Genomic DNA, 26,396 nt, shown 5'->3' with positions numbered 1-26,396 from the left:
TAATTTGTTCTTTATTCTATAGAGGGGAGGAACAACCGTTTTTACCGATTATTTTTTACTTTTTTTTTCAGGACTTTCAAAGCCTCGGAAACGAGGTTATAGATGGTGCGGACGTTGTTCTGGGTTCGATCGGCTATTTCGTCATACGATAGCTTGTCAAAATAACGTAGTTGGATGGCTTGCTTTTGTTTGGGTGTGAGCTGCTCCATCCCGAGAAGGAGTTGTTGCCATGTTTCCCGGGCTAACTCCGCACGGATAATGATATCTTCTTGTGAGTCTGCAGACGCTTCCAGGTGGTGAGCTATCGGGAATGTAGTTTGGTGGTCTTTCTTTTCGTTCAGTATGCGGCGTAACCAAGTGAAAAGATAGGGTTTGACAGATGATACCTGAGGGAGGCGATCCCGCTTTTCCCAAATAGAAAGGAAAAGATACTGTATACCGTCTTTTACTGCTTCACGTGGATGCCCTAACATCACGCCGTAAGCAAATAAATCGTGGTAAGTACTTGCATATAAGCTCTCCAAGGCATCGGGAGAGCCGGTTAATACTCCTTTCCAATCGTCCAACATACTATAAATTCCGGCAAAGCTACGTATAGTTTAGAATGATTCCAAATTGTTTGCAACAACTACATATACGAATGATATTTTCCTAGACCAACTTTGTGGAAGGAACTCGCGGAAGTTTGATGACGAAGTAGCTGTTTTTCTTTTTGTCGAAATGTTGTATCTTTAGGAAGCGAAACCAACATAAATACGAACATGCTCACTTCTAATTTCTTTTGTTTACAACAACGAATTATCCCGTCAACAAGAACGATCGAAGGCGGCTACCTTTCTTTTTTGCCCTTAAACCACCATTATCGTATAGGGAACAGCCTAGATGCTATTTTTATAGAACTCGAAGAATGTGTTCTGCTGGAATTAAAGGGAACCATTGATCCGGCTGGATTTCGTGTGGACCCTGCTATGGAGGGGATCAGTTTCTGGCAAATGTACCAGTTTAGGAACACCTCCCAACTTTATTTACCTCATAGCCTGCCTTTGAGCGATAACCGCTGCATTTCGTTTTCTACAGCGGCACAAAAAGTTCCGTTGTTGCTGAACCAGGGCAAGCAATGGACTGTTCTCATAGGCTATAAAACCGATGCCGTAGCCGATTTGCTCAAAGAGTTTCCAATGTTGGCGAGTTTGGTCTACCGTAACGAATCCCCTAAAACGAATGCTTATTGGGAACCGGATATCAGTGTCAACCATAGTCTACGGGACGCCTGGAACCGTCTCAGCAGACCGGAATATCTACCTTTCCGTGGTAAGGGCGAACTCTTGTTGGATGTTTGTCGGTTGCTGGAAGAATACTGCCGGCAATTGGATCGTCAGGCAGACCAAAACGAACGAAGCCGGCTGGGACTTTATCACAAAGCATTGGCCTATATTAATGAAAACTTGTTGGATTCGATCAATAAGCATGATGTTGCGGAAGGGTTAGGCGTGAGCTGGCGTACGTTGAACCGGGCTTTTGAAGGTCGGCCGGTCAAAATAGCAGAATATATCCAGCGGACGAAACTCAACCAAGCAAAAAATCTACTCTACGAAGGCGAGATGACCGTGGACCAGATTTCCAACCTGCTGAACTACCCCAACCGGAAATACTTTAGCCGGGAATTTAAAAAGTACTTTTTCCAAACCCCGAGTTCCTTTCAGAAAGAAATGGGTGAATTTCGGAAAGGTAACGAAGAAGAGGAATAAGTCAGTGCAATAGGTTTTTTTTGTAGGGAAAATATATATTTTGTTGGTGCATCACGTTTATATTTCTGTAATATAATCTTGTTTGTGGTACAAAAGAATTATTTGTTGGGGAAGAAGCAAATTTTTGTGGGGAAGTAAGAAGTTTTGTTGGTGCATGACATTTCTGTTTTTGGAATATGATGCGGTTTTTGGGGAATTACAACTATTTGTTGGTGAAAAAAGAAGTTATGTTGGTGAAAAAAGTAGTTTTTGTGGTTGGATAAAATATGCATTTCCAAGCTGGAAACGCACAAATTTACCGTTTCTGCTGGGATAGGGGGTCAAATCGTGCCAAAGTTTTCTGCAAAACGCGAGAAAATTGTCACGATTTGACCCCCTGTTTCGTGGCCTTCCATGTTATGTTTGTATCGTTGATCAACAAAAGGTTTAATTTTTAACACAAAAAAAACTATCATGAGTAAAGTAACATTAAAAACTGGGGGAACCAGTAACGGAGAAGCACAGTTTCTTAGATTCGTTGAAAACATCATTGTTAAATTAGCAGAAAATGCAGATTTGTTTACGGACGCAGATCCTAGTATTGCGGATCTGGAACAGGCACTGGCTAAAGTCAAGCAGGCACAGGCCGATGCAGCCTATCGGGACAAGCGTTTTGTCGTGCTCAAAAACCAGGCTTTTGCGGCGTTGAAGACCATGGTTTATCATCTGTCGCTCTATGTAGAGCGTCAGGCAAACGGCGATGCAGCTGTCATTTTGGCGGCAGGTTTTAACCCGTCAGCAAAGGGTATCATTGGACCCAAACCGGCACCACAGCCAAAATTCCTATCGGTAGAGGTCAATGCGCGCATATCGGGGGTAACCACGCTGAAGACGGCCTACTGGAAGGGTAAACTCGCCTATCAGTTTGAATATCGGAAGAAAAACAGCGACGCTGACTGGACAAGGCTGATAAGTTCCAAGTCCAAAGTGACCATCACCGGACTGGAATCGGTACAGGAATATGAGTTCCGGGTCGCTTATATCGGTAGAAATCCACAGGTGATCTATAGCGATGTTGTGAGTTCGTACGTGTTTTAAACGTTAATCGTGTAATTTTGGCTATCCCCGCATCACGGAATATGATGCCCTCTTCGGAGTGGGATAGCCACTTTTTAAAAAAATAAATAGACAAAATATATGAAGACGATCGTTCGCCCACATCCACTAAAAGATATTATACTGGAATTTGATGAATCCAAGGAGCAGCCAGACTACGAAAAAGAAGCTTTAGAACGTTACTACATGGCGCATGATGTGGTGTGGGATTTGAGACAACGGCTGGAATATTTGGCAAAAGGTCTGTTGGCTATACAGGAGCATACGCGTGAAAGCGAGATGGAAGCCCTCCGCTTAGATCAAAGCCTGGCCTTTGTGGAAGATAGCCTGGGCTTGTCTGACGGCAAGAACCTGCCGGAAATAAAGGATGAATTTACCATTGATGTGACCGGTTTATTTCAGGATTTGGAAGAGCACAATAAAGCGGTGCAGGATTTGTATGTGCTGGTGGATGATTTGACTCAACGCTACAATTATGAAATAGACCTGATCGACCCCGCGGACGAATACCGGGAACATTGGCCGGTACATGGTCGGCATTTTGGTATATTCGACGAGGTGTATCCGCGCTATGAGGAGCTCTCTGTCAATATCGTTTCCCTGGACGATGATGAACAGCTTTTTTTGGAGATATACAGTGAGTTATCTGACATGTACCAGCGAAACTTAGATTTTGCAGAAGAAGTGTTTGAATCTTACCGAAAGTTACTCGAACTCGTCGACCCGATGTACAAGCGGGCATCGATTGCTATGAAGACGATGAATCAGAGAATGCGAGGAGATTCGCTTTAATATCCTTAACAATTAGTAGGTTGTCTTTTAACGCTTAAAAAAATCAAAAAATAATTTTGCAAATCAGATTTTACCCCTATATTTGCACACGCAATAAGCGAAAGGCTTGGAGAATTAGCTCAGCTGGTTCAGAGCACCTGCCTTACAAGCAGGGGGTCACTGGTTCGAACCCAGTATTCTCCACATCATATAGAACCTCGGGAGATTAGCTCAGCTGGTTCAGAGCACCTGCCTTACAAGCAGGGGGTCACTGGTTCGAACCCAGTATCTCCCACGAAAAGCACCGGATATCCTCGGTGCTTTTTCCTTTTATAAATCTTCTTAGAAGATAAGAATATTAGACCCCAATGTTGTACCTTTATCGATTATTCTTAGTCCAAATGCAAATTTATGGTTATTGACACCGAAAAAATGGAATTGATGGCGATTCCTTTTTTACGACATAAGGTGTGACAGCTTGACGACATATCAATATATATGGAAGAATGTACTATATTTAATGAGATAAAGAAATTAGCACAATTTGCGCACTACTCCAAACGTGAACAAATCGTTCAAGGCGTAATTAACGCCTTAGAACAAAACCTTATTCGACGGGGGGATACGATGCCTTCTGTCAATAAAATGATTCAAAAACTGGGATTTGCCCGACAAACTATTGTCAATGCCTATCAAGAACTTATCGAAAGAGGTATCTTGGAGTCCAAAAACCGTCTCGGATATTTCGTCGCCTCCGATGAGAGCCACCAACAATTGAAAGTTTGTTTGATCATTTATGCCTTCGATACTTTCCAGGAAACTTTTTATGAGACTTTCCGGAAGAGTTTGGGAGAGCATGTAAAAGTAGATGTGTTTTTTCATCATAACAATTTTGAGGTTTTTCAGCAAACCATCAATACGGTAAATGCTAAATATGGTGTATATGTTATCGCGCCTATAGAGCGTCCGGAAACAGCTAGGTTGCTCGAACAGCTCCCTGCGCAGAAAACCTTAATTGTAGACAGACACATTTCGTTAGATCCATCTTACTCCTATATTGCACAGGAATTCAAGAACTCTTCTTATCAGGTTTTTGTCAGTTTGCTGGATGATATTCGGCGATTTGATGAATTTATTTTCTTATTCAAACCTTTTTCCGCAGAACCTAATGATGTGCTGCTCTCTTTCCAACAGTTTATAGCAGATTACCAAGTCAACGGGATAATTAAAAACGAATATGAATCCGGAAGTATAGAGAAGAATAAAGTATATTTCACGATCCATAACCTGGAATTGTGGGAGATGTTGAAAGACGTTAAAAATAAAGGTTTTAAGTTAGGCGTTGACGTAGGAATACTTTCTCATAATGATGACCACGTGAAGGAAATTATTTTTGATGGGATAACTACTTTTTCGATCGATTTTGCTGAAATGGGTGTATTAGCGGCTGAATTCGTCAAACACAGAAAACCTATCAAGTATATCATGCCTACAAAGCTGTTTAAACGAAATTCGCTTTAGCTTACATCATGTTAGCTCTTTCTGCCATAAGTTTCATTTTTTTCATTCTGGCGGCGTTAACCTTATCCATTTACCTCAGTCGGAAAAGAAAAGGAAGTCAGACTGTTGCCGGGTTCTTTTTAGCTAACCGTGCAAATGGGTTTATTTTAGTAGGCGCTTCGTTGTATTTGAGCAACCTAAGTGCTAACCAACTGATTGGGGAGAACGAATCCGTATACATCAACAATATGTCTGTTATCGGATGGGGTGTTTCTTCTGTTTTTGCCATGTTGCTCGTGGCGGAATACTTTATTCCTATTTATCTAAAATCAGGCATCAATACGGTTCCGGAATTTTTAGAAAAACGCTATGACAGCGGCACGAAGAATTTGGTCTCGCTTGTTTTTCTATTGGGATATCTACTGAATTTGCTTCCCACGACACTTTATGGAGGTGCTTTGGCCCTTGATAGCCTCTTTGACATTTCTGGATATATCCAGATAGATTACTGGCAAACGATTTGGATATTGGTTTGGTTTATCGGCTTGGTTGGGGTTATTTTTACCGTTCTCGGCGGATTAAGTGCCATTACGATATCCGACACGATATTGAGCGTTGGGCTCTTGATCCTCATGGTAGCCATTCCGTACTTTGGACTTAAATATCTGGGGGATGATTCGGTATATCAAGGTCTTAAAACCGTGTTATCAAACAAAAAAGAACATCTCAATGCTATTGGTGGGCCACAAGATGCTATTCCTTTCTCTGCTCTATTTACAGGGGTATTTATTGCCAATCTTTATTATTGGGGAATGGAGCAATATATTGTCCAGCAAATTATTGCAGGAAAGAGCCTTGCGGAGAGCCAAAAGGGTGTAGCTTTAACCTGCTTCTTGAAATTGCTCAGCCCATTATTGATTAATATCCCAGGATTAATTGCGGTTAATTTATATGTTGACTTACCGCACACGGCGAGTGTATTTCCGTTATTGGCTAGAGATGTATTACCTGCGGCAATGAGCGGATTGACGGCAGCGATATTGCTAGGGGCAGCCATTAATACATTCAATGTAGGATTGAACGGTGCGAGTTCACTGTTTATTTTTAATATTTACAAACCTATTTTCGCCAAAAAGCATAAAGAAGAGGTATCGGAAAAACGAATATTGAGGACCGGCAAACTGTTCCAGATTGGGATATCACTTTTTGCGATGAGCATCGCCCCATTTATCATTTACAGCGATAAAGGCTTCTATTTTTATATCCAGAAAGTTAGTGGCATATTCAGTGTACCCATTTTTACGATTCTATTCCTAGGTTTTTTCAAGACTAAGATTCCGCCTATTGCCGCAAAAGCAGGTATTTTCTTTTATATTGTCTGCTACATTTTTACCCAGTTCATTTTAAACAGTTCTCTTCATTTCCTGCATTGGATGGGTATTTTGTTCGTGGCTACAGCCCTTCTTATGTTTGTCATCGGACGGCTTTACCCCATGTCCCAGCCATTTCAGCTTATCCAGGAGAATAAAGTGGAAATTGTGCCTTGGAGAAATCGTGGTTATTATTACGCACTGCTCCTTGGTTTACTGATCTTGGTGTATTGGATATTTTCTCCATTCGGCATTGCATAGTTCCTTGGAAGGTTAGGTTTCCTCTATTGCAACAATCTTATTTCATCTGTTTTTATTAAAAAAATTTGTAAGATAAAATTTCTTGATTACATTTGTAGAGTGGTACAGAATAGAATAGATAAAATTAGCTATTAGTTACTAATTATAGACATTGTTAACTAAATTCAATAACCATTTAAAAAAACCAAAAAGTCTATGTGTTATTTTTCTACCAAGAGAGTTCGGCATATGCTGCTATTCTTTTTCGGCACTTTTCTTATGTTGCCAACACTGTGGGCTCAAGAATCCTTTGACCTGAAAGGGGTCGTATTGGATAGCATTAACCGACAGCCCATCACAAACGTTTCCGTCTCGATTAAAGGCGTACGAGAGGCAACGAGCACCGATAACGTCGGACAATTCACCATAAGAGGTCTACAGGAAAATTCTATTTTAGAATTTTCCGCTATCGGTTATCATCGGAAAGAAGTTGCCGTTGCCGGACAGCGAGAACTCGTTATACACCTAGCACCTGCAGAATCCGAAATTGAAGAAGTAGCCGTAGTAGCATATGGGAGCCAACGAAAGAGCAGTATGGTAGCTTCTATTACAACAGTAAACCCAAAAGAACTTAAAGGCCCAACGTCAAACCTAACAACGATGTTAGCGGGTAAAGTAGCCGGAGTAATTGCCTATCAGCGCACTGGCGAACCGGGAGCAGACAATGCTTCTTTCTTCATTAGAGGAGTTGGTTCGTTCGGTGCTGGTAAAAAAGACCCATTGATATTGATAGACGGTGTAGAGTCTTCATCCACAGATTTGGCACGCCTACAACCGGATGATATCGCTGGTTTCTCGGTATTGAAAGATGCAGCCGCTTCGGCTTTGTATGGTGCTCGCGGTGCCAATGGCGTAGTATTGGTGACGACAAAAAGTGGTATCATCGGAAGAGCAAAATTTAATGTTCGTTTTGAGAACTCATTATCGACTAATACGAGAAATTTTAAGTTCGCAGATAATATCACGTATATGCAGATGGCAAATGAAGCCGTATTGACGCGTAATCCTAGGGCAGAGCTCCCGTACGATCAAAATAAGATCGAACATACGCGTAATGGAGATGATCCTTATTTATACCCTAATAATAATTGGTTGGACCAAATGATCAAAGATTATACAACCAATCAACGCTTAAATTTCAATGTAACAGGTGGTGGTAATCTGGCGCAATATTATGTGGCCGGTACAATGAATATAGACAATGGAAACCTTCGGACGGAGAATACGAACCAGTTTGACAATAACATTAAATTGAAAAATTATTCGGTACGGTCAAACATTACCTTGAATGTTACACCGATCACAGAGGCTTTTATCCGCACATATGCACAATTTGACGATTATAGAGGTCCTATTGGTGGATATGATGAATGGGGCAATATGATCAATGGTGGTCAACGTGTATTCAAAGAGGCCATGTGGTCTAATCCGGTAATGTTCCCTGCTATTTATCCGAATTCATTTTCGCCGTTTACTACCCATCCATTATTTGGGAATGCATTGATTCGTCAAACAAATTCGATGTATAACAACCCTTATGCACGGATGGTTTCAGGATATCAGGAATACAATACGTCTACGGTAAATGTACAACTGGAAGTAAAACAAAAATTGGATTTTTTGACGGAGGGTTTATCTGCCCGGATGATGGCCTATACACAACGTTATTCTTATTTTGACGTGGCGCGTAGTTTTGATCCCTTTTATTATAATTTAATTCACATTCCTGCTGCCAATCAGAGCATTCTGAATCCACTAAATCCAGACGATGGTACGGAATACTTGAGTTATGATGCAGGCAATAGGAGGCAAAATACGACAACCTATGGAGAATTGGCTCTTAATTATAACAAACTAGTTGGCGAGGACCATGAATTCACGGGCATGTTGATCGGTATTATCCGAAACTACGTAACAGCCGACGGAGGGGATTTACAGACATCCTTGCCGGCAAGAAATTTGGGGCTCTCGGGGCGCGCTACGTATTCATTTAAAAACAAATATTTATTTGAAGGTAATTTCGGTTACAACGGCTCTGAACGTTTTTCACAAAACAATCGTTTTGGTTTCTTCCCATCATTTGGTTTGGGGTGGAACTTACATGAGGAGAAACCTTTTGAATTTATGCTACCCGTAGTAAGCCGGTTAAAATTGCGAGCCACATACGGTGCTATCGGTAATGATCAGATTGGGGAATGGTATGATCGTTTCTTCTATTTGTCCAATGTAAACCCCAACGATGGCGGTAGAGGATTTTCTTGGGGTAATCGCTGGGATTATTCACGACCTGGATATGGCATCTATAGATATGCTAATGATCAGATAACCTGGGAAAAAGCGACTACATTTGACGCAGGGTTTGATTTGAGTTTGGTGAATGGTTTGAATGTAATTTTCGATTATTATCATTCTATAAGAAATCAAATTTTGATGTACCGTTCTACGATTCCTACGTCTATGGGGTTCCAAGCGCCCATTCAAGCAAATTTAGGGAAAGCAGAAAACAGAGGATTTGATATTGCTTTCGATTATAGCAAATCATACAATAACTCTTTGTGGACACAATTCCGCGCCAATATGACTTACGCTGCGAATAAAATGTTGGTCAACGAGGAACCTGATTATCCGGATGGATTAAAGCACTTGACAAACATTGGACAACCGTTAAGACAAGAATATGGTTTGATTGCCGAACGTTTGTTCGTGGATGATATTGAAGCTAATAATTCGCCGGTACAAAATTTCGGAGGACTGATTCCGACGATGGGTGGCGATATTAAGTACCGTGACGTCAATGGGGATGGGCAGATTACAGATTTGGATAAAGTGCCGCTTGGTTTTCCAACTGATCCAGAGATTATCTATGGCTTTGGCTTTTCAGTAGGATATAGAAACTTTGATGTCAGTGCATTCTTACAAGGATCTGCCAGATCATCCTTTTTTATTGATCCTGGAAATGTGACGCCATTTGCATTGAACGGCGGATACCAGAATGGGTTGTTGGAGGTGATCGCTAACGACTATTGGTCGGAGGATAACCAAAACCTGCATACATTCTGGCCACGTTTGACGGATGGTTTTAATAATAACAATGGGCAACGATCTAGTTGGTGGATGCGCGACGGGGCATTTATGCGCTTGAAGTCTGTAGAGCTGGGTTATAATATGCCGACTAGTTTATTACAACGTTTCAAAGTGTCCAATCTACGGATATATTTAAATGGTATGAATTTATATGCTTGGAGTAAATTTAAATTGTGGGATACGGAAATGGGGGGCAATGGATTGGGATATCCCATTCAGGCCGTTTATAATGTAGGTATTAATGTCGGTTTTTAATTGTGGAAAGTCATGAGATTTAAAAATATTTTACAAATAGCATTAGCAACTTCAATATTGAGTTTGTCTTCCTGTAATTTTTTGGATGTAACGCCAGACAATTTACCGACGGTCGACAATGCATTTACGAGACGTAGTGAGGCCATCAAGTATTTGGCGACTTGTTATTCTTATCTCCCTAATGATGGTGAACCTACGCAGAACGTGGCTTACATGGGTGGAGATGAGTTATGGTATGATTTTCCTTCTGTTAGTATAACAACGACCAATTGGAACATCGCTCGTGGGAATCAACGCGTAACAGATCCTTATGTAAATTATTGGGATGGTGGTTTTGGAGCTAAATCTATGTTTCAGGCTATAAGGGACTGTAATATCTTCCTGGAAAATGTTGTAGACGAGAATAAGGTAAGGGATCTTTCTATTGATGAAAGGCAGAGCTGGTTGGGAGAAGTCGAGTTCTTAAAGGCCTATTATCATTTTATCCTTCTTCGTCACTATGGTCCTATTCCAATTACGGATGCCAGTCTTCCGGTTAATACGCCTATTGAAGAAACACAGTTAAAACGCGCCCCGGTGGATGATGTCGTAGATTTTATCGTAACGCTTTTGGATAGTGCTATCGAAAAATTGCCTCAGGCAGTATCGGCACCAGTGACTGATTTAGGGCGTATTACTAAACCTATAGCGATGGCCATAAAAGCGAAGGTATTATTATACGCGGCGAGTCCATTATTTAATGGAAACCCAGATTATGCCACTTTTGTTGACAAAGAGGGTGAAGTGCTATTTAATCCGACTTATGACAATAGCAAATGGACGAAAGCTGCTGAGGCGGCTAAAGAGGCGATTGAAATGGCGCATAGTCTAGGCGTCAAATTGTATGAATTTCCGGGAACCACTTTTCCTATTTCTGAAACAACGGAGATACAGATGAATGTCCGAAATGCGGTAACAGAGGCGTGGAACAGTGAAATCATTTGGGGTAATCCTAATTCGCGTACGTGGCAGATGCAATATTCGTCTATGGCTCAAATCGATCCAAACAGTGCAGGAAATAACAGCGTACATGGTACTATGGCTCCAACGATTAAGATTGTGGAACAGTTTTACACGAAAAACGGTGTACCAATCGATGAGGATAAAACATTAGATTTTTCAAATATCACTCTACTCCGGACTGCTACGCATGATGAACGTTATAATTTAATAGAAAACTACCAGACGGCCAGACTACATTTTGACCGTGAAAATAGATTTTATGCATCGGTCGGATTTGATGGCGGAATTTGGTTTATGGAAAATACACCTAGCCGTAGTGATGAGGACACATTTAAAAGTATGTTTAGATTAGGACAATTGGGAAGTTCTTCCTTGGTGACGGTCACCACTTATTATACGAAAAAATTAGTCAATTGGAAATTTGCATTTAAAGATGGTAATAGTAACCACATTGAGGAATATCCTTTTCCTATGGTTCGCCTAGCTGATCTGTACTTGATGTATGCAGAAGCACTCAATGAGAGTGAAGGTCCTTCCGCCGCTGTCTATGAATACTTGGATTTAATCAGAAAACGTGCTGGTCTACAAGGGATACAAGATTCGTGGTCAACCTATTCTTTGAATCCAGGAAAACCCAATACCAAAGAAGGGTTACGTCAAATCATTCAACGCGAAAGAAATATTGAACTCTGTTTTGAAGGATCACGTTTTTGGGATTTACGTCGTTGGAAATTGGCCGCACAAGAATTAAATAAAAATATCACGGGCTGGGACAGAACACAAGATAAAGACCACCCAGCATTATTTTATACGGTGAATACGTTCTTTAGGCAACGTTTTATAGCACCGCGTGATTATTTTTGGCCCATAAGAGAGTCCAATTTATTAGTAAATCCAAATTTAGTTCAAAATCCAGGCTGGTAAATCTAAATTATACAGAGATGAAAAAAATGAATTTAAACGAAAAATATATCTTTTTCTATTGGTGCATTGCATTCATATTAATAGGCTTAGGGGGCTGTAAGGATGATCATTTCAACGGCATCGTGGAAGGAAATGACACACCTCCTGGGCCTGTCACCAATGTACAGGTAACAAACGATCACGGTAAAGCTGTATTAAGATATAGGCTTCCAGATGATGTTGACTTATTATATGTCAAAGCAGAATATCCGTTAGCGAACGGACAAATGCGGGTGATCAAGTCTTCTCAATATACCAATGAATTGGTTGTGGATGGCTTTGCGGATACGAAACCGTATCAAATTAAGTTGTACGCCGTTAATAAAAGTGAGATTAGTTCGGACGCTACGGAGGTTACCGTTCAACCCAAAGAACCTATATTTAATTTGGTTTTTGATGAGATCCAAGTTACGCCGAGCTTTGGCGGAGTCCGGATCCGTACCCTGAATAAACTAAAAGGAAGTGTCGTCATTGTACCTTTACTAGATTCTCTTGGCACGGGCGAATATGCACAACTCGATTCCTATTATACAGAAGATTCATTGATTAATTACAATGTTCGGGGGTTAAAGCCGGAGGAAATGAAATTCGCCTTTTATGTCCGGGATCGTTGGTTGAATACTTCTGACACGCTATATACCTCTATAACCCCCTTGGAAGAAAATCTCCTGGATCGAAATCTATTTCAAGCCATCCGACTTCCAAATGATGCTGAATTCCGGTTTGATACCAACCTGCAGATGCTTTGGGATGGAAATATGAGTGAAGGAAAATGGCCAAGTCTATATACGCAGGATGTCGCCGGTTCGCCTACTTCGCTGACATTTTCAATAGGCAAAGAAGCCAAAATAAGCCGTGTGGTGATATTTCCACGCCGCGAAAATGGTTTCTATGACAAAGGAAATCTAAGGGAATTTGAGGTGTGGGCGACTAATGAATATAATCAAGATGGATCATGGGATAGTTGGACAAAACTTGCATCCTGTCTCGTCGTGAAACCATCAGGCACACCGGTTGGAACTTCCACGCCGGCAGATGATGCGGCGGGAACGATCGGCTGGTCCTTTGATATGCCCGAAGAAGCAGCCAAGTATAAATATTTAAGAATAAGAAATTTGCGTAATTGGCAGGGAAGCTACTTTATGCAGATGCGACAAATTCAAATTTGGGGTGTATATTAATCAATATATGATGAAGACAAATAATCTAATCTATATCATTGTACTACTAAGTAGTATAATTTTATCCGCTTGTTCCAAGATGGATGAATATAAACAGTATGTCGAAGGGGGTGAAATCGTGTACCCGACAAAAATTGATTCATTACAAATACTTTCCGGTAAAAATCAAGTTATGGTGCATGGTGTAGTCAGCGTAAATAGAGGAATGACAAACTATAGAATATTTTGGAATAATCGACAAGATTCGATAGTTGTTCCTGTAGAACTGACGGAGAATATCGATACACTGACGTATGTCATCGAAAACCTTCCGGAAGGAACGATTAACTTCGAGGTTCGCAGTTACGATGATAAAGGTAATAGTTCCGTGCCGACTTACCTTGTTGGAAATGTATATGGTGATCGTTTTAGAGAAGGTCTGTTCCAACGGGCTATCTTGAATTCCGCTTTTAATAAGGAAGGTGAATTCAACATTACCCTTCAGGATGTATCCAAAGACATGGGCTTTTATGGTATCCGGTTAGAATATAAGAATATCGATGATCGACAAGTTGACACGGTGATTGTCACACCTAATATCAATGCAACGGCAGTTTTGAAGGACTATGTCATGGGTAGTACCATTGACTATACAACGGTTTATCGCCCCGAGCCGAATTCAATTGATACCTTTGTTTATAACAAACACGAAGCTGTCCGTGTCATAGGCGACGTCTCGGAAGTATATCTCAAAAATTATAAAAAGCCTTTCTATCCATCAGACTATGACGGAAATCGATGGGGAACCTTGCTGGATTGGGAAACAAACGCGGCAGCGAAGAACCATTGGGCCGGAGATATTTTGGTCGGTGGATATGCTTCCGATAATGGTGGATCTGCTAAATTTGAAGCTGGATGGGGAGCGGCAGATATCATTAATGGAAAAATCCATCAGACCATATTGCTTCCTAAAGGAAAATATCGGTTCTCGACGCGAGTAACCGAAGACGCTTGGGGTGGAGATGTTCCTGGCTATTTAATCGCGAATGAAGGCAATCAGCTTTCTGACTACGATTATATAGATTCAGACACACGACTCGGTAGCGTCAAAATGACCGGTGGAGATGTAAGTTTTGAATTTGAAGTCATGGAAACATCGGCGGTCAGTCTCGGTTATGTGGTGAATATGACAGCGGAAAAATGGTTAACCATGGAATATTTTAAGTTAGAAATTTTATAATAACCTCAAGTTATTCATGAAAATAAAAAAAATAGCTATCCTTTTAATTTTTTTGTGGACCTGCACGACAACTGCACAACCTTTTAACGCATTAACACTTTGGGATGACAAACCGGCTAAGGATTGGATGACACAATACTATCCTATCGGTAATGGGCGATTAGGTGCCATGTTATCTGGTGGAGTGACGCAAGACCATATTCAATTTAATGAACAATCTTTATGGACAGGCGACGAACAGGAAACAGGTGCCTATCAAGCTTTTGGTGATGTTTTTATAGATTTCGACCATCCATCTCCAGCTGTAAAAAGTTACAGTCGATCACTGAACCTTCGGGAGGCAAGTCACCATGTAAAGTACCAGTCGAACGGACATACCTTTCAACGCTGCGGTTTTGCTAATCATCCTGATAATGTATTGGTGTTCACGTATAAAGCCAGTGCCAAGGGCGCCTATTCCGGACGCATCCGATTAATCGATGCCCACGGAGCTATCATCTCAGGTGATAATGACGCCTTACACTTTAGCGGCCAGTTAGAAAATAAGCTCCGCTACGGAGCCTCGTTAAAAATAAAGCATATCGGTGGAACCGTCGGCCTTCAAAAAGACGAAAATAACATGGTAAGTCTGGAATTTAAAGCTGTAGATTCCTTCACGCTCTATCTCGTTGCGTCAACGGATTATAGTCCATTACGAAGTGACAATTGGAGAGCTGGGGATCCCATTATCAAGAATAAACAAACACTGGATAATATCTTCAAAAAATCAGATGAACAGCTTTTTAAAGCGCACATGGCCGATTATCAAGCCCTTTTCAACCGCTTTAATCTATCCATTGGGAAACAGCATAAGGAAAATAATATCAAAACCACTGTACAACGCATTATCGACTATAAGGAGGAGACTGACCCAAGTTTAGAGACACTGCTCCTACAATATGGGCGATACTTGCTTATCAGCTCCTCGCGAAAAGGCGGACTACCCGCCAATTTACAGGGGCTGTGGAATAATAGCAATACACCTCCGTGGCGTTCGGATTATCATTCCAATATCAATGTGCAAATGAATTACTGGCCGGCAGAAGTAAGCAACCTTGCTGAATGTCACGTTCCTTATCTGGAGTATATCCAATCCATGCGGGAAGTAAAGAAACAAAATACACAGGTGGAATTCCCGGGTGTACGGGGCTGGACAGTGCGTACCGAAAATAACATTTTTGGTGGAGAAAGCTTTAGTTGGAACACCCCGGGCAGCGCATGGTATGCGCAGGCATTATGGGAACACTATGCTTTTAATCACGATAAGGAATACCTTAAAAATTTTGCGTATCCCATCCTAAAAGAGATCTGCGAATTTTGGGATGACCATCTCAAACATCGTGACGACGGTACGATAGTAGCTCCCAATGGTTGGTCACCGGAGCATGGCCCCACGGAAGATGGCGTGAGCCACGATCAGCAAATTATCTATGACTTATTCACCAATTATGTAGAGGCTTGCGATTCTTTACAGATTGATCCCGAATATCGAAATCACATTGCAACGCTACGAGATCAGCTATTGAAGCCTAAGATCGGCAGATGGGGGCAATTGCAGGAGTGGGAAACAGATCGCGACGATCCGGAAGATAAGCACAGACATGTATCCCACCTTTTTGCACTACATCCCGGACGACAGATTTCGGTCAACAATACACCTGAGCTGGCAGAGGCCGCCCGCGTCAGCCTTACGGCAAGAGGCGATGAGTCTACCGGCTGGTCCATGGCTTGGAAAATGAATTTTTGGGCAAGGCTTCAAGATGGTAACCATGCATACACCATTCTGCATAACTTTATTACGTTGGCTGCTAGCGAAGGTGTAGATTATGATAGTGGAGGAGGTGTATATGAAAATTTGCTTTGTGCACATCCGCCTTTCCAGATCGATGGCAACTTGGGTTACGTGGCAGGCGTGTGTGAAATGCTGGTACAAAGTCAAGAAGGCTTTATCGATCTTCTTCCCGCCGTTCCTGATCAATGGAAATCCAAGGGAGAGGTATCCGGTCTCCGGGCTCGTGGTGATATCACCGTGGATATGACATGGAAAGATGGAAAAGTCGTGTCCTACCGATTAACTTCTTCCAACAAAAAGAACGTAAAGATCAAAATCAATGGCAATTTTAAAGACGTGATTGTTAGCCAACTGTAGTTTTTTATATTTAGTATATCCCCTATGAACTGTAATCGTAACCTCTATTCGTTTTCTGCATTATGCCTGTTTGTTTTACCACTTCACGCTCAACAGCATTTAAAATTGTGGTATCATGAACCTGCCGAAAATTGGGAAGAAACGCTACCTCTTGGAAACGGGCGCCTTGGCATGACGCCAGACGGAAATGCAACGCATGAAACGATTGTCTTAAACGATATCACATTGTGGTCTGGCGCTGTACAGGATGCCAACAACTACGATGCCCATAAAAGTTTGCCAAAAATCCGACAATTGATACTGGAAGGAAAAAACGATGAAGCGCAAAATCTGGTGAATACCAATTTTGTATGTTTAGGGCCGGGATCCGGTGGCGCGCGATGGGGTAAGTTTCAAACGTTAGGAAGCCTTCATCTGGATCAGTATTATGGCGAAAATACCGCAATAGAAATCAAGAATTACAAACGTACGCTGGATTTGCAGGAAGCTATCGCAACGTCGACTTATACGGTAAATGACGTTCATTATCAAAAAGAGTATTTTTCCAGTTTTGATGATGACGTGAATGTGATTCGCTTAACGGCTGACCAACCACAGATGTTAAACCTACAGATCGCCCTACGCAGGCCTGAAAAGTTTACGGTAAAAACGACCGATCAGGAATTGTCTATGTATGGACAACTGGATAATGGAATCGATGGAAAGGGGATGCAGTATGAAGCAAGAGTTCGTGTCCAATTAAAGGATGGTGTGCTCTCTAACACGGACACCTCGCTCGTGATCCAAAATGCATCCGAGGTTATACTATTTCTCGCTGCTGCTACCGACTTCCGGCAACGTGACTACAAACGAGAAGTACGTGAAGTACTTGATGCGGCCTATCAGAAACCCTATGTGCTGCAAAAGAAAAAACATACGCAAAACTTTAGCAAATTATTTGGACGGGTGAAGCTGGATTTAGGGCAAGGAAGAGAAACGGAATGGTCTACCCGTCAACGATTGGATAATTATTATGAGGGTTATGCAGATGATGTATCCTTACCTGCATTATTTTTTCAGTTTGGACGGTACTTGAGCATCAGCAGTACACGCATTGGATTATTACCGCCAAATTTACAAGGGCTTTGGGCGAAGGAAATCAATACACCCTGGAATGGGGACTATCATCTCGATGTAAATGTCCAGATGAATCACTGGCCATTGGGTGTGGCGAATCTATCCGAGTTGAATTTGCCGTTGGTCGATCTGGTGAAGGGATTAGTTGAGCCGGGTAAAAAAACAGCCAAAGCATATTATAATGCCCAAGGGTGGATTGCGCATGTGATCACGAACGTATGGGGCTTTACCGAGCCGGGAGAGAGTGCCAACTGGGGGGCGTCTAATGCGGGTTCAGGCTGGCTATGCAATAACTTATGGGAACATTACGAATATACTCAAGATATGGATTATCTAAAAGATATCTATCCGGTACTCAAAGGATCAGCTTTATTCTACAACGATGCTCTCGTGAAGGATCCAAAAACGGGATGGGTGGTCACTTCGCCATCGGTATCCCCGGAAAATTCATTTTATTTACCGAACGGCAATCAAGCTAGTATCTCTATGGGGCCAACGATTGATAACCAGATTGTCCGTGAATTATTCAGCAATGTCATCACAGCATCCAAACTGCTGGGGATTGATCATGATTTTAGAAGCGTATTGGAAGAAAAATTACCGATGGTTCCACCCCCGGGCGTCGTGAGTAAAGATGGTCGGATCCAAGAATGGCTTGAAGACTATAAGGAGGTAGATCCAGAACATCGGCATATTTCGCATTTATATGGGTTATACCCGGCAGCATTGATTACACCGTATAAAACACCGGAACTGGCTGAGGCATCTAAAAAGACACTCGAGGTACGTGGAGACGATGGGCCGGGTTGGGCAATTGCCTATAAGCAGTTGTTTTGGGCACGCCTCCATGATGGAAACCGTGCCTTCAAACTATTTAAAGAAATATTAAAACCAACATTACGTACCGACATTAATTATGGTTCGGGAGGCGGGGTATATTATAACATGCTCGCTGCCGGTCCTCCTTTTCAAATCGATGGAAACTTTGGTGCGACAGCAGGGATTGGTGAAATGTTGCTACAGAGCCACGACGGCTTTATTGATCTGCTGCCTGCATTACCCGATGCATGGAAAAGTTATGGAAACGTACAGGGTCTAAAAGCTAAGGGAAATGTAACGGTCGACCTGAAATGGAAGAACGGAAAGGTCGTGCACTATAAACTTCGATCTCCCGAAACCAAGACCGTGCAGGTAAAGGTGAATGGTAAATTAAAGAAAATAAAAACACAGAAAATATGATGAAAAAAAACGTATGGTTTATCTTCCTAGTCGTTTTAGCTGGTTTACAAACCGCCGATGCAATCGACATTCCCTTCGGTAATGGAGGAAAGGTTCTTTACGATATGAACACCGGAACCTTTGACATACTTTCCCGCGAGGGGGTATGGCTAAAAAGAGGATTTTCAACAGCGAAAAATGGGGAGGCCTTCTTAAACACCAAGCAATATACACAACGGGAATATACGAAAGGCTCTTTTGAAGATGGGTATGGGGTGGGAGCGAAACACACCATCACGTCTAGCCAGCGGGGTCTTCCGGATTTCAAGCAGATATTTTACGCCTATGCCGGCAAAGACTATATCGTCGTGGAAGTGGAAATCTATGATAAAACGCGTAAGTTGATCACGAATGGCTTCGTTCCTATCGAGGGAACCCTTGTCACCGATCATACAGACCAATTACAATCTCTTTTTGCGCCGTTCGACAACGATACATTCATCAGTTATGATCGTAAATCTTTAAAAGATACAGATGAGTTATATAGTGCCGAAGTAGGCGTTTTGTACCATGAACAAAACCGTTTGGGACATATCATTGGATCTATTGATCAGCAAATTTGGAAAACTGGAGTCCGTACCGTCAAAAATCAGGATCAATCGATAACGGTACAGGCGCTCGTTGGCTTTACCGCCAAAGATATTAATCGGGACGATATGCCGCACGGCTCGCTGGAAGGGAATAGCATTCATTCTGCAAAGGTGATGGTAGGCCAGTTCTCAGATTGGCGCACAGGTATGGATACGTATGCTGCACACATCCAAGCACTCCAACGCCGTGTCGTGCATGAATGGAAAGAGCATACGCCGGTAGCATGGAACAGCTGGGGTGCTATGCAGCAAGACATCAATTACGACAGACTTCTGAAAGTAACTGATTTTTTTGCGCACGACGTCCAGCAGTTGGCATCGGGACAATCTATTTATATCGATCTGGATTCTTATTGGGATAATATGTTGAAAGGGGGATTAGAAGGTGATTATTCCCAGTTAAAGAAATTTGCTGACTACGTGAAATCCAAAGGGCTAAAACCTGGAGCCTATTGGGCACCATTTGTAGATTGGGGTTTTGGCGGGGGTGCAAATCGTCGTGTGGAGGGAACCAGCTATACTTATGGCGATATATGGACAAAGGTAAAAAATGGTTATCATGATCTGGATGGAACCCGAGCGCTGGACCCTACCCACCCCGGAACACAGCAACGTTTAGCCCTTGTCATTGGCAAACTCAAAGAATGCGGTTTTGACATGATTAAAATTGACTTTTTAGGGCATGCGGCGATTGAATCTACAAAATTTGCTGACCCTACTGTAAAGACCGGTATGCAAGCCTACCATCGGGGAATGGAATATCTGGTAGAACAGTTGGATGACCAAATGTTAATTTATGCTGCTATTTCGCCAAACATCGCTACAGCACCTTATGTACATATGCGCCGCATCGCTTGCGATGCTTTCAGTTCCATTAAGGACACCCGTTATACACTCAATGCATTGACGTTTGGTTGGTGGCAAACCCACCTCTATGATTATATGGATGCTGATCATATCGTCTTTAAAAACGCAAGCGAATCGGAAAATACGGCTCGATTCCTATCTGCTGTGATTACAGGAAGTGTCGTTTTAGGCGATGACTTTTCCCAACCCGGCATATGGCATAAAACGACACAACAGCTTTTTGAAAATCAAGATATTTGGCCCGTAATCGCCGACGGAAAATCGTTTGTACCGGTGGAAACTGACCAATATGCTTCCCGTGTTTTTGTAAAACATACGGAGACAGATGCCTATATCGCATTATTTAATTACGACGAACAGGAATTGCATTTGACCTTATCAAACGAAAAACTAGGCTTTGATAAAAACGCAAGATACAAAATGATTAATCTAACGGACAACAGTATACATTATTTGTCGCCCGAAAAACCTATTCGTTTAGACGCTAAACATGCAAAACTATTTAAAGTACAGAAAAACTAATTCTAACTATTAACAACAACATGCAATCCATGCTACAGAAATTTTTTACCGTAAGTTCCGTATTCCTTTTTATTGCTAGCTTCCTGCCTATATGTACTCAGGCACAGAGTATCCCTATCGAAACACAATCCAACGCTTTGGTGCTACATAAGGATAGCGCCAATAATCTTACCGTTATCTACTATGGAAAGAAACTATCCGATGAAAGGGAATATGTATTGGTGCCCGCTTCTTACAAGCAATCGGAAGATTATACGGGTTTATCCAATGCTGCCTACACACCTTCGGGATCGAAAAACATCCTGGAACCAGCTATTAGCGTCGTCCATGCCGATGGAAATAAATCATTGGACCTCCGATATGTAACGCATAAACTAGATCAGCTAGCAGATAATGTTTCGCTGTTAGAAGTGGAATTAAAGGATCCTGTGTATGACTTTACTGTCCGTTTGTTTTATAAATCTTATTTTGCAGAGGATGTCATAGAGCAGTGGTCCGTGATCGAACACAACGAAAAGGGTGCCGTGCTCCTCGAAAAGTTTGCTTCCGCAAACTTGACCCTGAAATCGAACAGTTACTGGCTGCGCCAATATCATGGCGACTGGGCTAAAGAAATGCAACCGGAAGATTCCAAAATTACACATGGAATTAAGACGATAGACAGTAAATTGGGAACACGTGCGAACTTGTTTCAACCCTCCTCTTTTATGGTCTCTCTGGATAAGCCCGCACCAGAAGATGAGGGAACGGTATTGTTTGGCACATTGGGGTATAGCGGTAATTTCAAAGTCGATATGGAGCTCGATTATCTAAATAACCTACGCATCATCGGGGGCATAAATAACTATGCTTCCAATTATACGCTAAAACCCCAAGAGAAATTCACTACACCAAAATTCATCTATACGCTTTCCACTACCGGTAAAGGAAAGGCATCACGCAATTTGCATAACTGGGCGAGAAAATATAAACTATTGGATGGCCAGGGCGACCGACTAACGTTGCTTAATAACTGGGAGGCAACTTATTTTGATTTCAATGAAAACAAGCTGAAGGAATTGCTTAAAGATACCAAGAAGTTAGGTGTCGATCTTTTCCTGCTAGATGATGGTTGGTTTGCCAATAAATATCCTCGGAATAATGACGACACGGGGCTTGGTGACTGGCAAGTAAATAAGAAAAAGCTACCAAACGGAATCACTTCTTTGGTAAAAGAAGCCGGTCGGCAAGATGTAAAATTTGGTATCTGGGTAGAACCCGAGATGGTCAGTCCAAAATCAGAACTCTATGAGCAACATCCGGACTGGGTCATTAAACAATCCGCACGGGCAGAGCATTATTTTAGAAACCAATTGGTATTAGATCTGTCCAACCCTGCCGTTCAAAACTTTGTATTTGGTGTTCTTGATGAACTGTTTACCGAAAATCCGGAATTGGCCTACATCAAATGGGATTGCAATGCCATTATTTATAACGCATATTCTGCGCACTTGAAAAATCAGGAGCATTTCTATATCGAATATATGCGGGGTCTCTATCATGTATTGGAGCGTATCCGCGCCAAGTATCCGAAAGTTCCGATGATGCTCTGCTCCGGTGGTGGTGGTCGTGTAGACTATGCTGCTTTACAATATTTCACAGAATTTTGGCCGTCGGACAATACCGATCCGATGGAACGAATCTTTATGCAATACGAATATTCGTATTTCTATCCGGCTATCAGCACGTCAAACCATGTAACAGATTGGGGGAAGCAGCCAATCAAATTCAGAACAGATGTAGCTATGATGGGGAAGCTAGGTTTTGATATTGTGGTCAGTGAACTGAATGAAAAAGATCTTAAGTTCTGTCAGGATGCCGTCCAAATATATAATAATATGAAGGACATTATATGGCATGGTGATCAATATCGTTTGGCAGATCCAAGGGAAGGAAATTTTGCGGCTATTCAGTATATAGATACCAATCGGTCTGCAGGCGTTATTTTTAACTATCTCGTAAATAACCGATACGATCAGGGCAGTCATTTCCCCGTGCTTTTGAAGGGATTAGATGCGAATAAAAAATATAAAATAACGGAAATCAATCTGTATCCTGGAACATCTTCATCCATAAATAATAAACAGGTATATTCGGGGGAATTCTTAATGAAGATCGGTATTAATCCGGATTTACACAAAGATCGTACGAGCGTAATATTGGAAATTAAAGCTATCGACTAAAAAATGACGAAAAAGATTATAAGCATCGCTTCGCTTTTGTTGGTTATTCTCTTTGTGGAAGCAGAGGTGAAATTGCCGACCGTATTTAGTGACAATATGGTCTTACAACAAAAAAGTAAGGTCAAAATATGGGGCACGTCTTCCAATCAGGAGGAGGTCACCGTAAGCCCTTCGTGGAGCAAGAAGAAATACGTAGTGCCTGTGCAGGACGATGGACATTGGTCTGCATACGTCTCCACTCCTTCTTTTGGCGGTCCCTATGATATACAGATCGATGACGGACAACAATTGGTTTTGAAAAACATTTTGATTGGTGAGGTATGGGTTTGTTCAGGTCAATCCAACATGGAGATGCCCTTAGCGGGCTGGGGAAATATCAACAACTTTAAGGAAGAGATTGCAGCAGCAAATTTTCCAGACATCCGCTTTCTACAGGTACAACATACTACCCGTAACCGGCCCGTGCAGGATGCAGAGGTCCAATATGGCGGTTGGGTTGCAGTTACACCTCAAACGATTGCTGAATTTTCTGCTACTGCCTACTTTTTTGCGCGCGAATTGTATGAAAAGACCGGTATACCGATAGGATTAATACATACCTCTTGGGGAGGTACGGTAGCCGAGGCATGGACAAGTACAGAAACGCTGAACAAAATTCCAGATTTCCAATCGGCCATACAACGGGTAACGAGTGCCGATGCGCAAGCGGAATACGAGCACGAATTACACGTCTGGAACCAAATTATGGCTCAACATGATGAAGGACAGCAAGATGGGGAATTTGGTTGGCTCTCCCACAAAACAGCAGATAGCAACTGGTCTGTCATGCAATTACCCACGCTCTGGGACACAGACATTTTACCAAATTTTGATGGTGTAGTATATTTCCGAAAAGAAATACAACTACCAAAACACTGGATAGGAGAAAAACTTTATCTTCAACTGGGAATGATCGATGACGAGGATGTTACCTATTGGAATGGGAAACAGGTGGGTACCACACAAGGTTATAACCAAAATAGAGTATATGAAATACCCGCTTCATTGGTGCAGTCTACCGATGTAACCATAGCCGTCAGAGTCTTCGATAGCGGCGGTGGTGGTGGAATGTATGGCGAGGCGGCACAGTTCAATGTAGTGGGGCCGAATGGCGAATATCTTTCCCTGGCATCCGATTGGAAATATAAAATCGGTGTAGACTTGGCGAAATTACCCGAGATGCCTACCTCCAATGAGGGTCCAAATCGTCCTACAGTGCTATACAATGCCATGATACATCCATTTACGCCCTTTAAAATACGTGGTGCAATATGGTATCAGGGAGAGAGCAACGCGGATCGAGCCCATCAATACCGTAAGCTATTTCCAGATTTGATTCGGGATTGGCGTACGCACTGGAATCAAGGAGATTTCCCTTTCTACTATGTACAATTGGCGAATTTTATGCATAAAGAACCTCAGCCGATAGCTTCAGCATGGGCCGAACTGCGAGATGCGCAAAAGGGTGCACTACAACTGCCCAATACGGGTATGGCCGTTATCGCTGATATCGGCGACGCAGACGATATACATCCTAAAAACAAACAGGAAGTAGGTAAACGTCTGGCTCTTATCGCGTTGAAGAAGACGTATAAAAAAGCGGTTGTGTTTTCAGGGCCTATCCTTCGGTCTGCTGTGGAAAAAAATGGAGAGATTCATCTTACATTCGATCCGGTAGGCAAGCGCTTAATCAACCGAAATGAAGAGCCCCGATTAACGGGCTTTACCATCGCTGGCGAAGATCAGGTGTTTTACAATGCTGAGGCTCTACTGCATGGTGATAAAGTTATCGTAAAAGCATCGCAGGTTAGCAAACCCGTTGCGGTTCGATACGGCTGGACAAATAATCCCGATTTGTCTCTGTATAACGATGCAGGTTTGCCTGCCTCGCCATTTAAAACGGATAATTGGAAAGATAGTACCCAAAAAGCTCGGTCCGCAAATCCTGATAGTTATGCAAAATGACTTCGGCATTATTGAAATCACGTTGTGTCATATATATCTGCCCCAGCTTGTCTGCAATAGCCAGCTGGAGCAGTTTATTATCTGCTGATTTAGCCAGTTCGTCTGCTTGCAGAAATTCCTTTTTTGCAACATTATAATTCTTTTGGACAAATTTGGAGGACGCCAGCATATATTCGATTTCCGCAAGCTCTCCGTTGAAGTTTTTGCTATTTGCCAGATCGCGTGCCTGAATCAGAAACCACTGGGCTTCTGTATGTTTATTTTGTAATTGGTAAATCCGGGCTAAGGTTTGCCAAGCGATGATTTTTTGTTCGTAGGCTTTCGCACGGTTTAGCAATGGGATAGCCTTACGGATGATATTGTTTTCTGCAGAACGGTAATCTTTGTCGTGTGCTTGGATAAGTGCTATTTTCAGAAGAGAATTAGCCTGATCGACAATACTCTTCTGCTGCACAGCTGTTTTATAGTAAGCTTCTTGAAAATAACCTGCCTGTTGAATATTCCTATCGTACAAATAAGTGTTGGCCAGATTATATTGAATAACAGCCACATCGGATGTGTTTGATGTTTTCTGTGCATGTTGAAGGGCACTTTGCAGCAAGCCTAGGGTTTGAGCGATAGTTCCTTCTTTTAAAGATAACGATGCATAAGTATGCAGTAAACCGTAGGCTGCGTTATAATTGCCACGCTCAACTTCCCGTTCTACCAGTTCATTCCACGCCAAAGCAGTGCTGGGTATAGGCGACAGCAAGTGCTGCACATTCATTTCAGCGCGCGTGGTTTTAAAATCCACAATCAATTCTTGAAAGTCAAGTGCTCTATCGATACTGTCTTGAAAGGCTGTTTTTTCGTTGTATGAATCCGTCAGTAATTCCTCACGAGTCCGTGGAGCTGGAAGTACGTATACCCGTGGACCCACCCCGTCAAAATCAGTATCATACTTATTAACATAGCCTGCGGGATCCAACGCGACGTCGGCCTCCTGTGCTTGGATATGGGGTACGCTCAGTCCGAAAGCGAATAGCCCTGATGTAATATAAAAAAGACTCTTTTTATCGAGTGTCATACGCGTTCCTTTCCTGTTTTATCAAAAGTAGCGTCTAAATCGCATATTCACAAAG

The 26,396-nt window shown here is 42.1% G+C and carries 16 protein-coding genes and 2 tRNA genes; 16 read left to right on the top strand and 2 right to left on the bottom strand.

Annotated features, from left to right (window positions below; genetic code table 11):
• Nucleotides 1-41: 41 nt before the first annotated feature.
• On the bottom strand, nucleotides 42-569 hold the full coding sequence (locus EWE74_RS15465) for an RNA polymerase sigma factor (RefSeq protein WP_130142507.1): 528 nt from the start codon (nucleotides 567-569) through the stop codon (nucleotides 42-44).
• Nucleotides 570-761: 192 nt separating this feature from the next.
• On the opposite strand from EWE74_RS15465, the gene EWE74_RS15460 reads away from it, so the two are divergent.
• The 16 genes from EWE74_RS15460 to EWE74_RS15385 all read left to right on the top strand — a co-directional run bounded on the left by EWE74_RS15460 (nucleotide 762) and on the right by EWE74_RS15385 (nucleotide 25,275).
• Nucleotides 762-1,748 carry a helix-turn-helix transcriptional regulator gene (locus tag EWE74_RS15460; RefSeq protein ID WP_130142506.1) on the top strand — a complete coding sequence of 329 codons (987 nt, stop codon included), beginning with the start codon at nucleotides 762-764 and terminating at the stop codon, nucleotides 1,746-1,748.
• 453 nt (nucleotides 1,749-2,201) lie between these two features.
• Complete coding sequence (locus tag EWE74_RS15455) at nucleotides 2,202-2,825, top strand: fibronectin type III domain-containing protein (protein ID WP_130142505.1); 624 nt, start codon at nucleotides 2,202-2,204, stop codon at nucleotides 2,823-2,825.
• Between the two features lie 99 nt (nucleotides 2,826-2,924).
• On the top strand, nucleotides 2,925-3,635 hold the full coding sequence (locus EWE74_RS15450) for a hypothetical protein (RefSeq protein ID WP_130142504.1): 711 nt from the start codon (nucleotides 2,925-2,927) through the stop codon (nucleotides 3,633-3,635).
• 108 nt (nucleotides 3,636-3,743) lie between these two features.
• A tRNA-Val gene (locus EWE74_RS15445) sits at nucleotides 3,744-3,818 on the top strand.
• A 16-nt stretch (nucleotides 3,819-3,834) separates the two neighbouring features.
• Nucleotides 3,835-3,909: transfer RNA gene (locus tag EWE74_RS15440), tRNA-Val, on the top strand.
• A 203-nt stretch (nucleotides 3,910-4,112) separates the two neighbouring features.
• Nucleotides 4,113-5,135, top strand: coding sequence for a GntR family transcriptional regulator (locus EWE74_RS15435; protein ID WP_130142503.1), 1,023 nt, complete (start codon nucleotides 4,113-4,115; stop codon nucleotides 5,133-5,135).
• 8 nt (nucleotides 5,136-5,143) lie between these two features.
• Nucleotides 5,144-6,745 (top strand): solute:sodium symporter family transporter, encoded by a 1,602-nt coding sequence (locus EWE74_RS15430; protein WP_130142502.1) that lies wholly within the window; start codon nucleotides 5,144-5,146, stop codon nucleotides 6,743-6,745.
• A 228-nt stretch (nucleotides 6,746-6,973) separates the two neighbouring features.
• Nucleotides 6,974-10,123, top strand: coding sequence for a SusC/RagA family TonB-linked outer membrane protein (locus EWE74_RS15425; protein WP_206365275.1), 3,150 nt, complete (start codon nucleotides 6,974-6,976; stop codon nucleotides 10,121-10,123).
• A 12-nt stretch (nucleotides 10,124-10,135) separates the two neighbouring features.
• Complete coding sequence (locus EWE74_RS15420) at nucleotides 10,136-12,049, top strand: RagB/SusD family nutrient uptake outer membrane protein (RefSeq protein WP_130142501.1); 1,914 nt, start codon at nucleotides 10,136-10,138, stop codon at nucleotides 12,047-12,049.
• A gap of 26 nt (nucleotides 12,050-12,075) precedes the next feature.
• Nucleotides 12,076-13,269 (top strand): DUF5000 domain-containing lipoprotein, encoded by a 1,194-nt coding sequence (locus tag EWE74_RS15415; RefSeq protein WP_165384743.1) that lies wholly within the window; start codon nucleotides 12,076-12,078, stop codon nucleotides 13,267-13,269.
• Between the two features lie 7 nt (nucleotides 13,270-13,276).
• Nucleotides 13,277-14,488: a DUF4998 domain-containing protein gene (locus EWE74_RS15410; RefSeq protein WP_130142499.1), complete on the top strand. Its 1,212-nt coding sequence runs from the start codon at nucleotides 13,277-13,279 to the stop codon at nucleotides 14,486-14,488.
• Nucleotides 14,489-14,504: 16 nt separating this feature from the next.
• Nucleotides 14,505-16,676 carry a glycoside hydrolase family 95 protein gene (locus tag EWE74_RS15405; protein ID WP_130142498.1) on the top strand — a complete coding sequence of 724 codons (2,172 nt, stop codon included), beginning with the start codon at nucleotides 14,505-14,507 and terminating at the stop codon, nucleotides 16,674-16,676.
• Between the two features lie 24 nt (nucleotides 16,677-16,700).
• On the top strand, nucleotides 16,701-19,031 hold the full coding sequence (locus EWE74_RS15400; RefSeq protein WP_130142497.1) for a glycoside hydrolase family 95 protein: 2,331 nt from the start codon (nucleotides 16,701-16,703) through the stop codon (nucleotides 19,029-19,031).
• The gene (locus EWE74_RS15395) at nucleotides 19,028-21,049 is read left to right on the top strand and encodes an alpha-amylase family protein (RefSeq protein WP_130142496.1); all 2,022 of its coding nucleotides are present in this window, start codon (nucleotides 19,028-19,030) and stop codon (nucleotides 21,047-21,049) included. The genes EWE74_RS15400 and EWE74_RS15395 overlap by 4 nt, the downstream gene beginning before the upstream one ends.
• Nucleotides 21,050-21,078: 29 nt before the next feature.
• Nucleotides 21,079-23,271: an alpha-galactosidase gene (locus tag EWE74_RS15390; RefSeq protein ID WP_130142495.1), complete on the top strand. Its 2,193-nt coding sequence runs from the start codon at nucleotides 21,079-21,081 to the stop codon at nucleotides 23,269-23,271.
• Nucleotides 23,272-23,274: 3 nt separating this feature from the next.
• Entirely contained in the window at nucleotides 23,275-25,275 is a 2,001-nt protein-coding gene (locus EWE74_RS15385; protein WP_130142494.1) for a sialate O-acetylesterase, read from the top strand.
• Here EWE74_RS15385 and EWE74_RS15380 read toward each other — a convergent pair.
• Nucleotides 25,205-26,341, bottom strand: coding sequence for a tetratricopeptide repeat protein (locus EWE74_RS15380; RefSeq protein ID WP_130142493.1), 1,137 nt, complete (start codon nucleotides 26,339-26,341; stop codon nucleotides 25,205-25,207). The genes EWE74_RS15385 and EWE74_RS15380 overlap by 71 nt on opposite strands.
• Between the last annotated feature and the right edge of the window lie 55 nt (nucleotides 26,342-26,396).

The sequence above is a fragment of the Sphingobacterium corticibacterium genome, from assembly GCF_004208525.1.
GTDB lineage: Bacteria > Bacteroidota > Bacteroidia > Sphingobacteriales > Sphingobacteriaceae > Sphingobacterium > Sphingobacterium corticibacterium.
The sequence above is the reverse complement of the archived record's forward strand: the minus strand, read 5'-3'. Positions and strand labels throughout refer to the sequence as shown.

Bases quoted from the DNA above. Each gene is read 5' to 3' on its own strand.
- EWE74_RS15395 (WP_130142496.1), top strand. From the start codon at position 19,028: ATGATGAAAAAAAACGTATGGTTTATCTTCCTAGTCGTTTTAGCTGGT.
- EWE74_RS15425 (WP_206365275.1), top strand. From the start codon at position 6,974: ATGCTGCTATTCTTTTTCGGCACTTTTCTTATGTTGCCAACACTGTGG.
- EWE74_RS15385 (WP_130142494.1), top strand. From the start codon at position 23,275: ATGACGAAAAAGATTATAAGCATCGCTTCGCTTTTGTTGGTTATTCTC.
- EWE74_RS15415 (WP_165384743.1), top strand. From the start codon at position 12,076: ATGAATTTAAACGAAAAATATATCTTTTTCTATTGGTGCATTGCATTC.
- EWE74_RS15465 (WP_130142507.1), bottom strand. From the start codon at position 569: ATGTTGGACGATTGGAAAGGAGTATTAACCGGCTCTCCCGATGCCTTG.
- EWE74_RS15430 (WP_130142502.1), top strand. From the start codon at position 5,144: ATGTTAGCTCTTTCTGCCATAAGTTTCATTTTTTTCATTCTGGCGGCG.
- EWE74_RS15405 (WP_130142498.1), top strand. From the start codon at position 14,505: ATGAAAATAAAAAAAATAGCTATCCTTTTAATTTTTTTGTGGACCTGC.
- EWE74_RS15450 (WP_130142504.1), top strand. From the start codon at position 2,925: ATGAAGACGATCGTTCGCCCACATCCACTAAAAGATATTATACTGGAA.
- EWE74_RS15390 (WP_130142495.1), top strand. From the start codon at position 21,079: ATGCTACAGAAATTTTTTACCGTAAGTTCCGTATTCCTTTTTATTGCT.
- EWE74_RS15455 (WP_130142505.1), top strand. From the start codon at position 2,202: ATGAGTAAAGTAACATTAAAAACTGGGGGAACCAGTAACGGAGAAGCA.
- EWE74_RS15380 (WP_130142493.1), bottom strand. From the start codon at position 26,341: ATGACACTCGATAAAAAGAGTCTTTTTTATATTACATCAGGGCTATTC.
- EWE74_RS15420 (WP_130142501.1), top strand. From the start codon at position 10,136: ATGAGATTTAAAAATATTTTACAAATAGCATTAGCAACTTCAATATTG.
- EWE74_RS15435 (WP_130142503.1), top strand. From the start codon at position 4,113: ATGGAAGAATGTACTATATTTAATGAGATAAAGAAATTAGCACAATTT.
- EWE74_RS15460 (WP_130142506.1), top strand. From the start codon at position 762: ATGCTCACTTCTAATTTCTTTTGTTTACAACAACGAATTATCCCGTCA.
- EWE74_RS15400 (WP_130142497.1), top strand. From the start codon at position 16,701: ATGAACTGTAATCGTAACCTCTATTCGTTTTCTGCATTATGCCTGTTT.
- EWE74_RS15410 (WP_130142499.1), top strand. From the start codon at position 13,277: ATGATGAAGACAAATAATCTAATCTATATCATTGTACTACTAAGTAGT.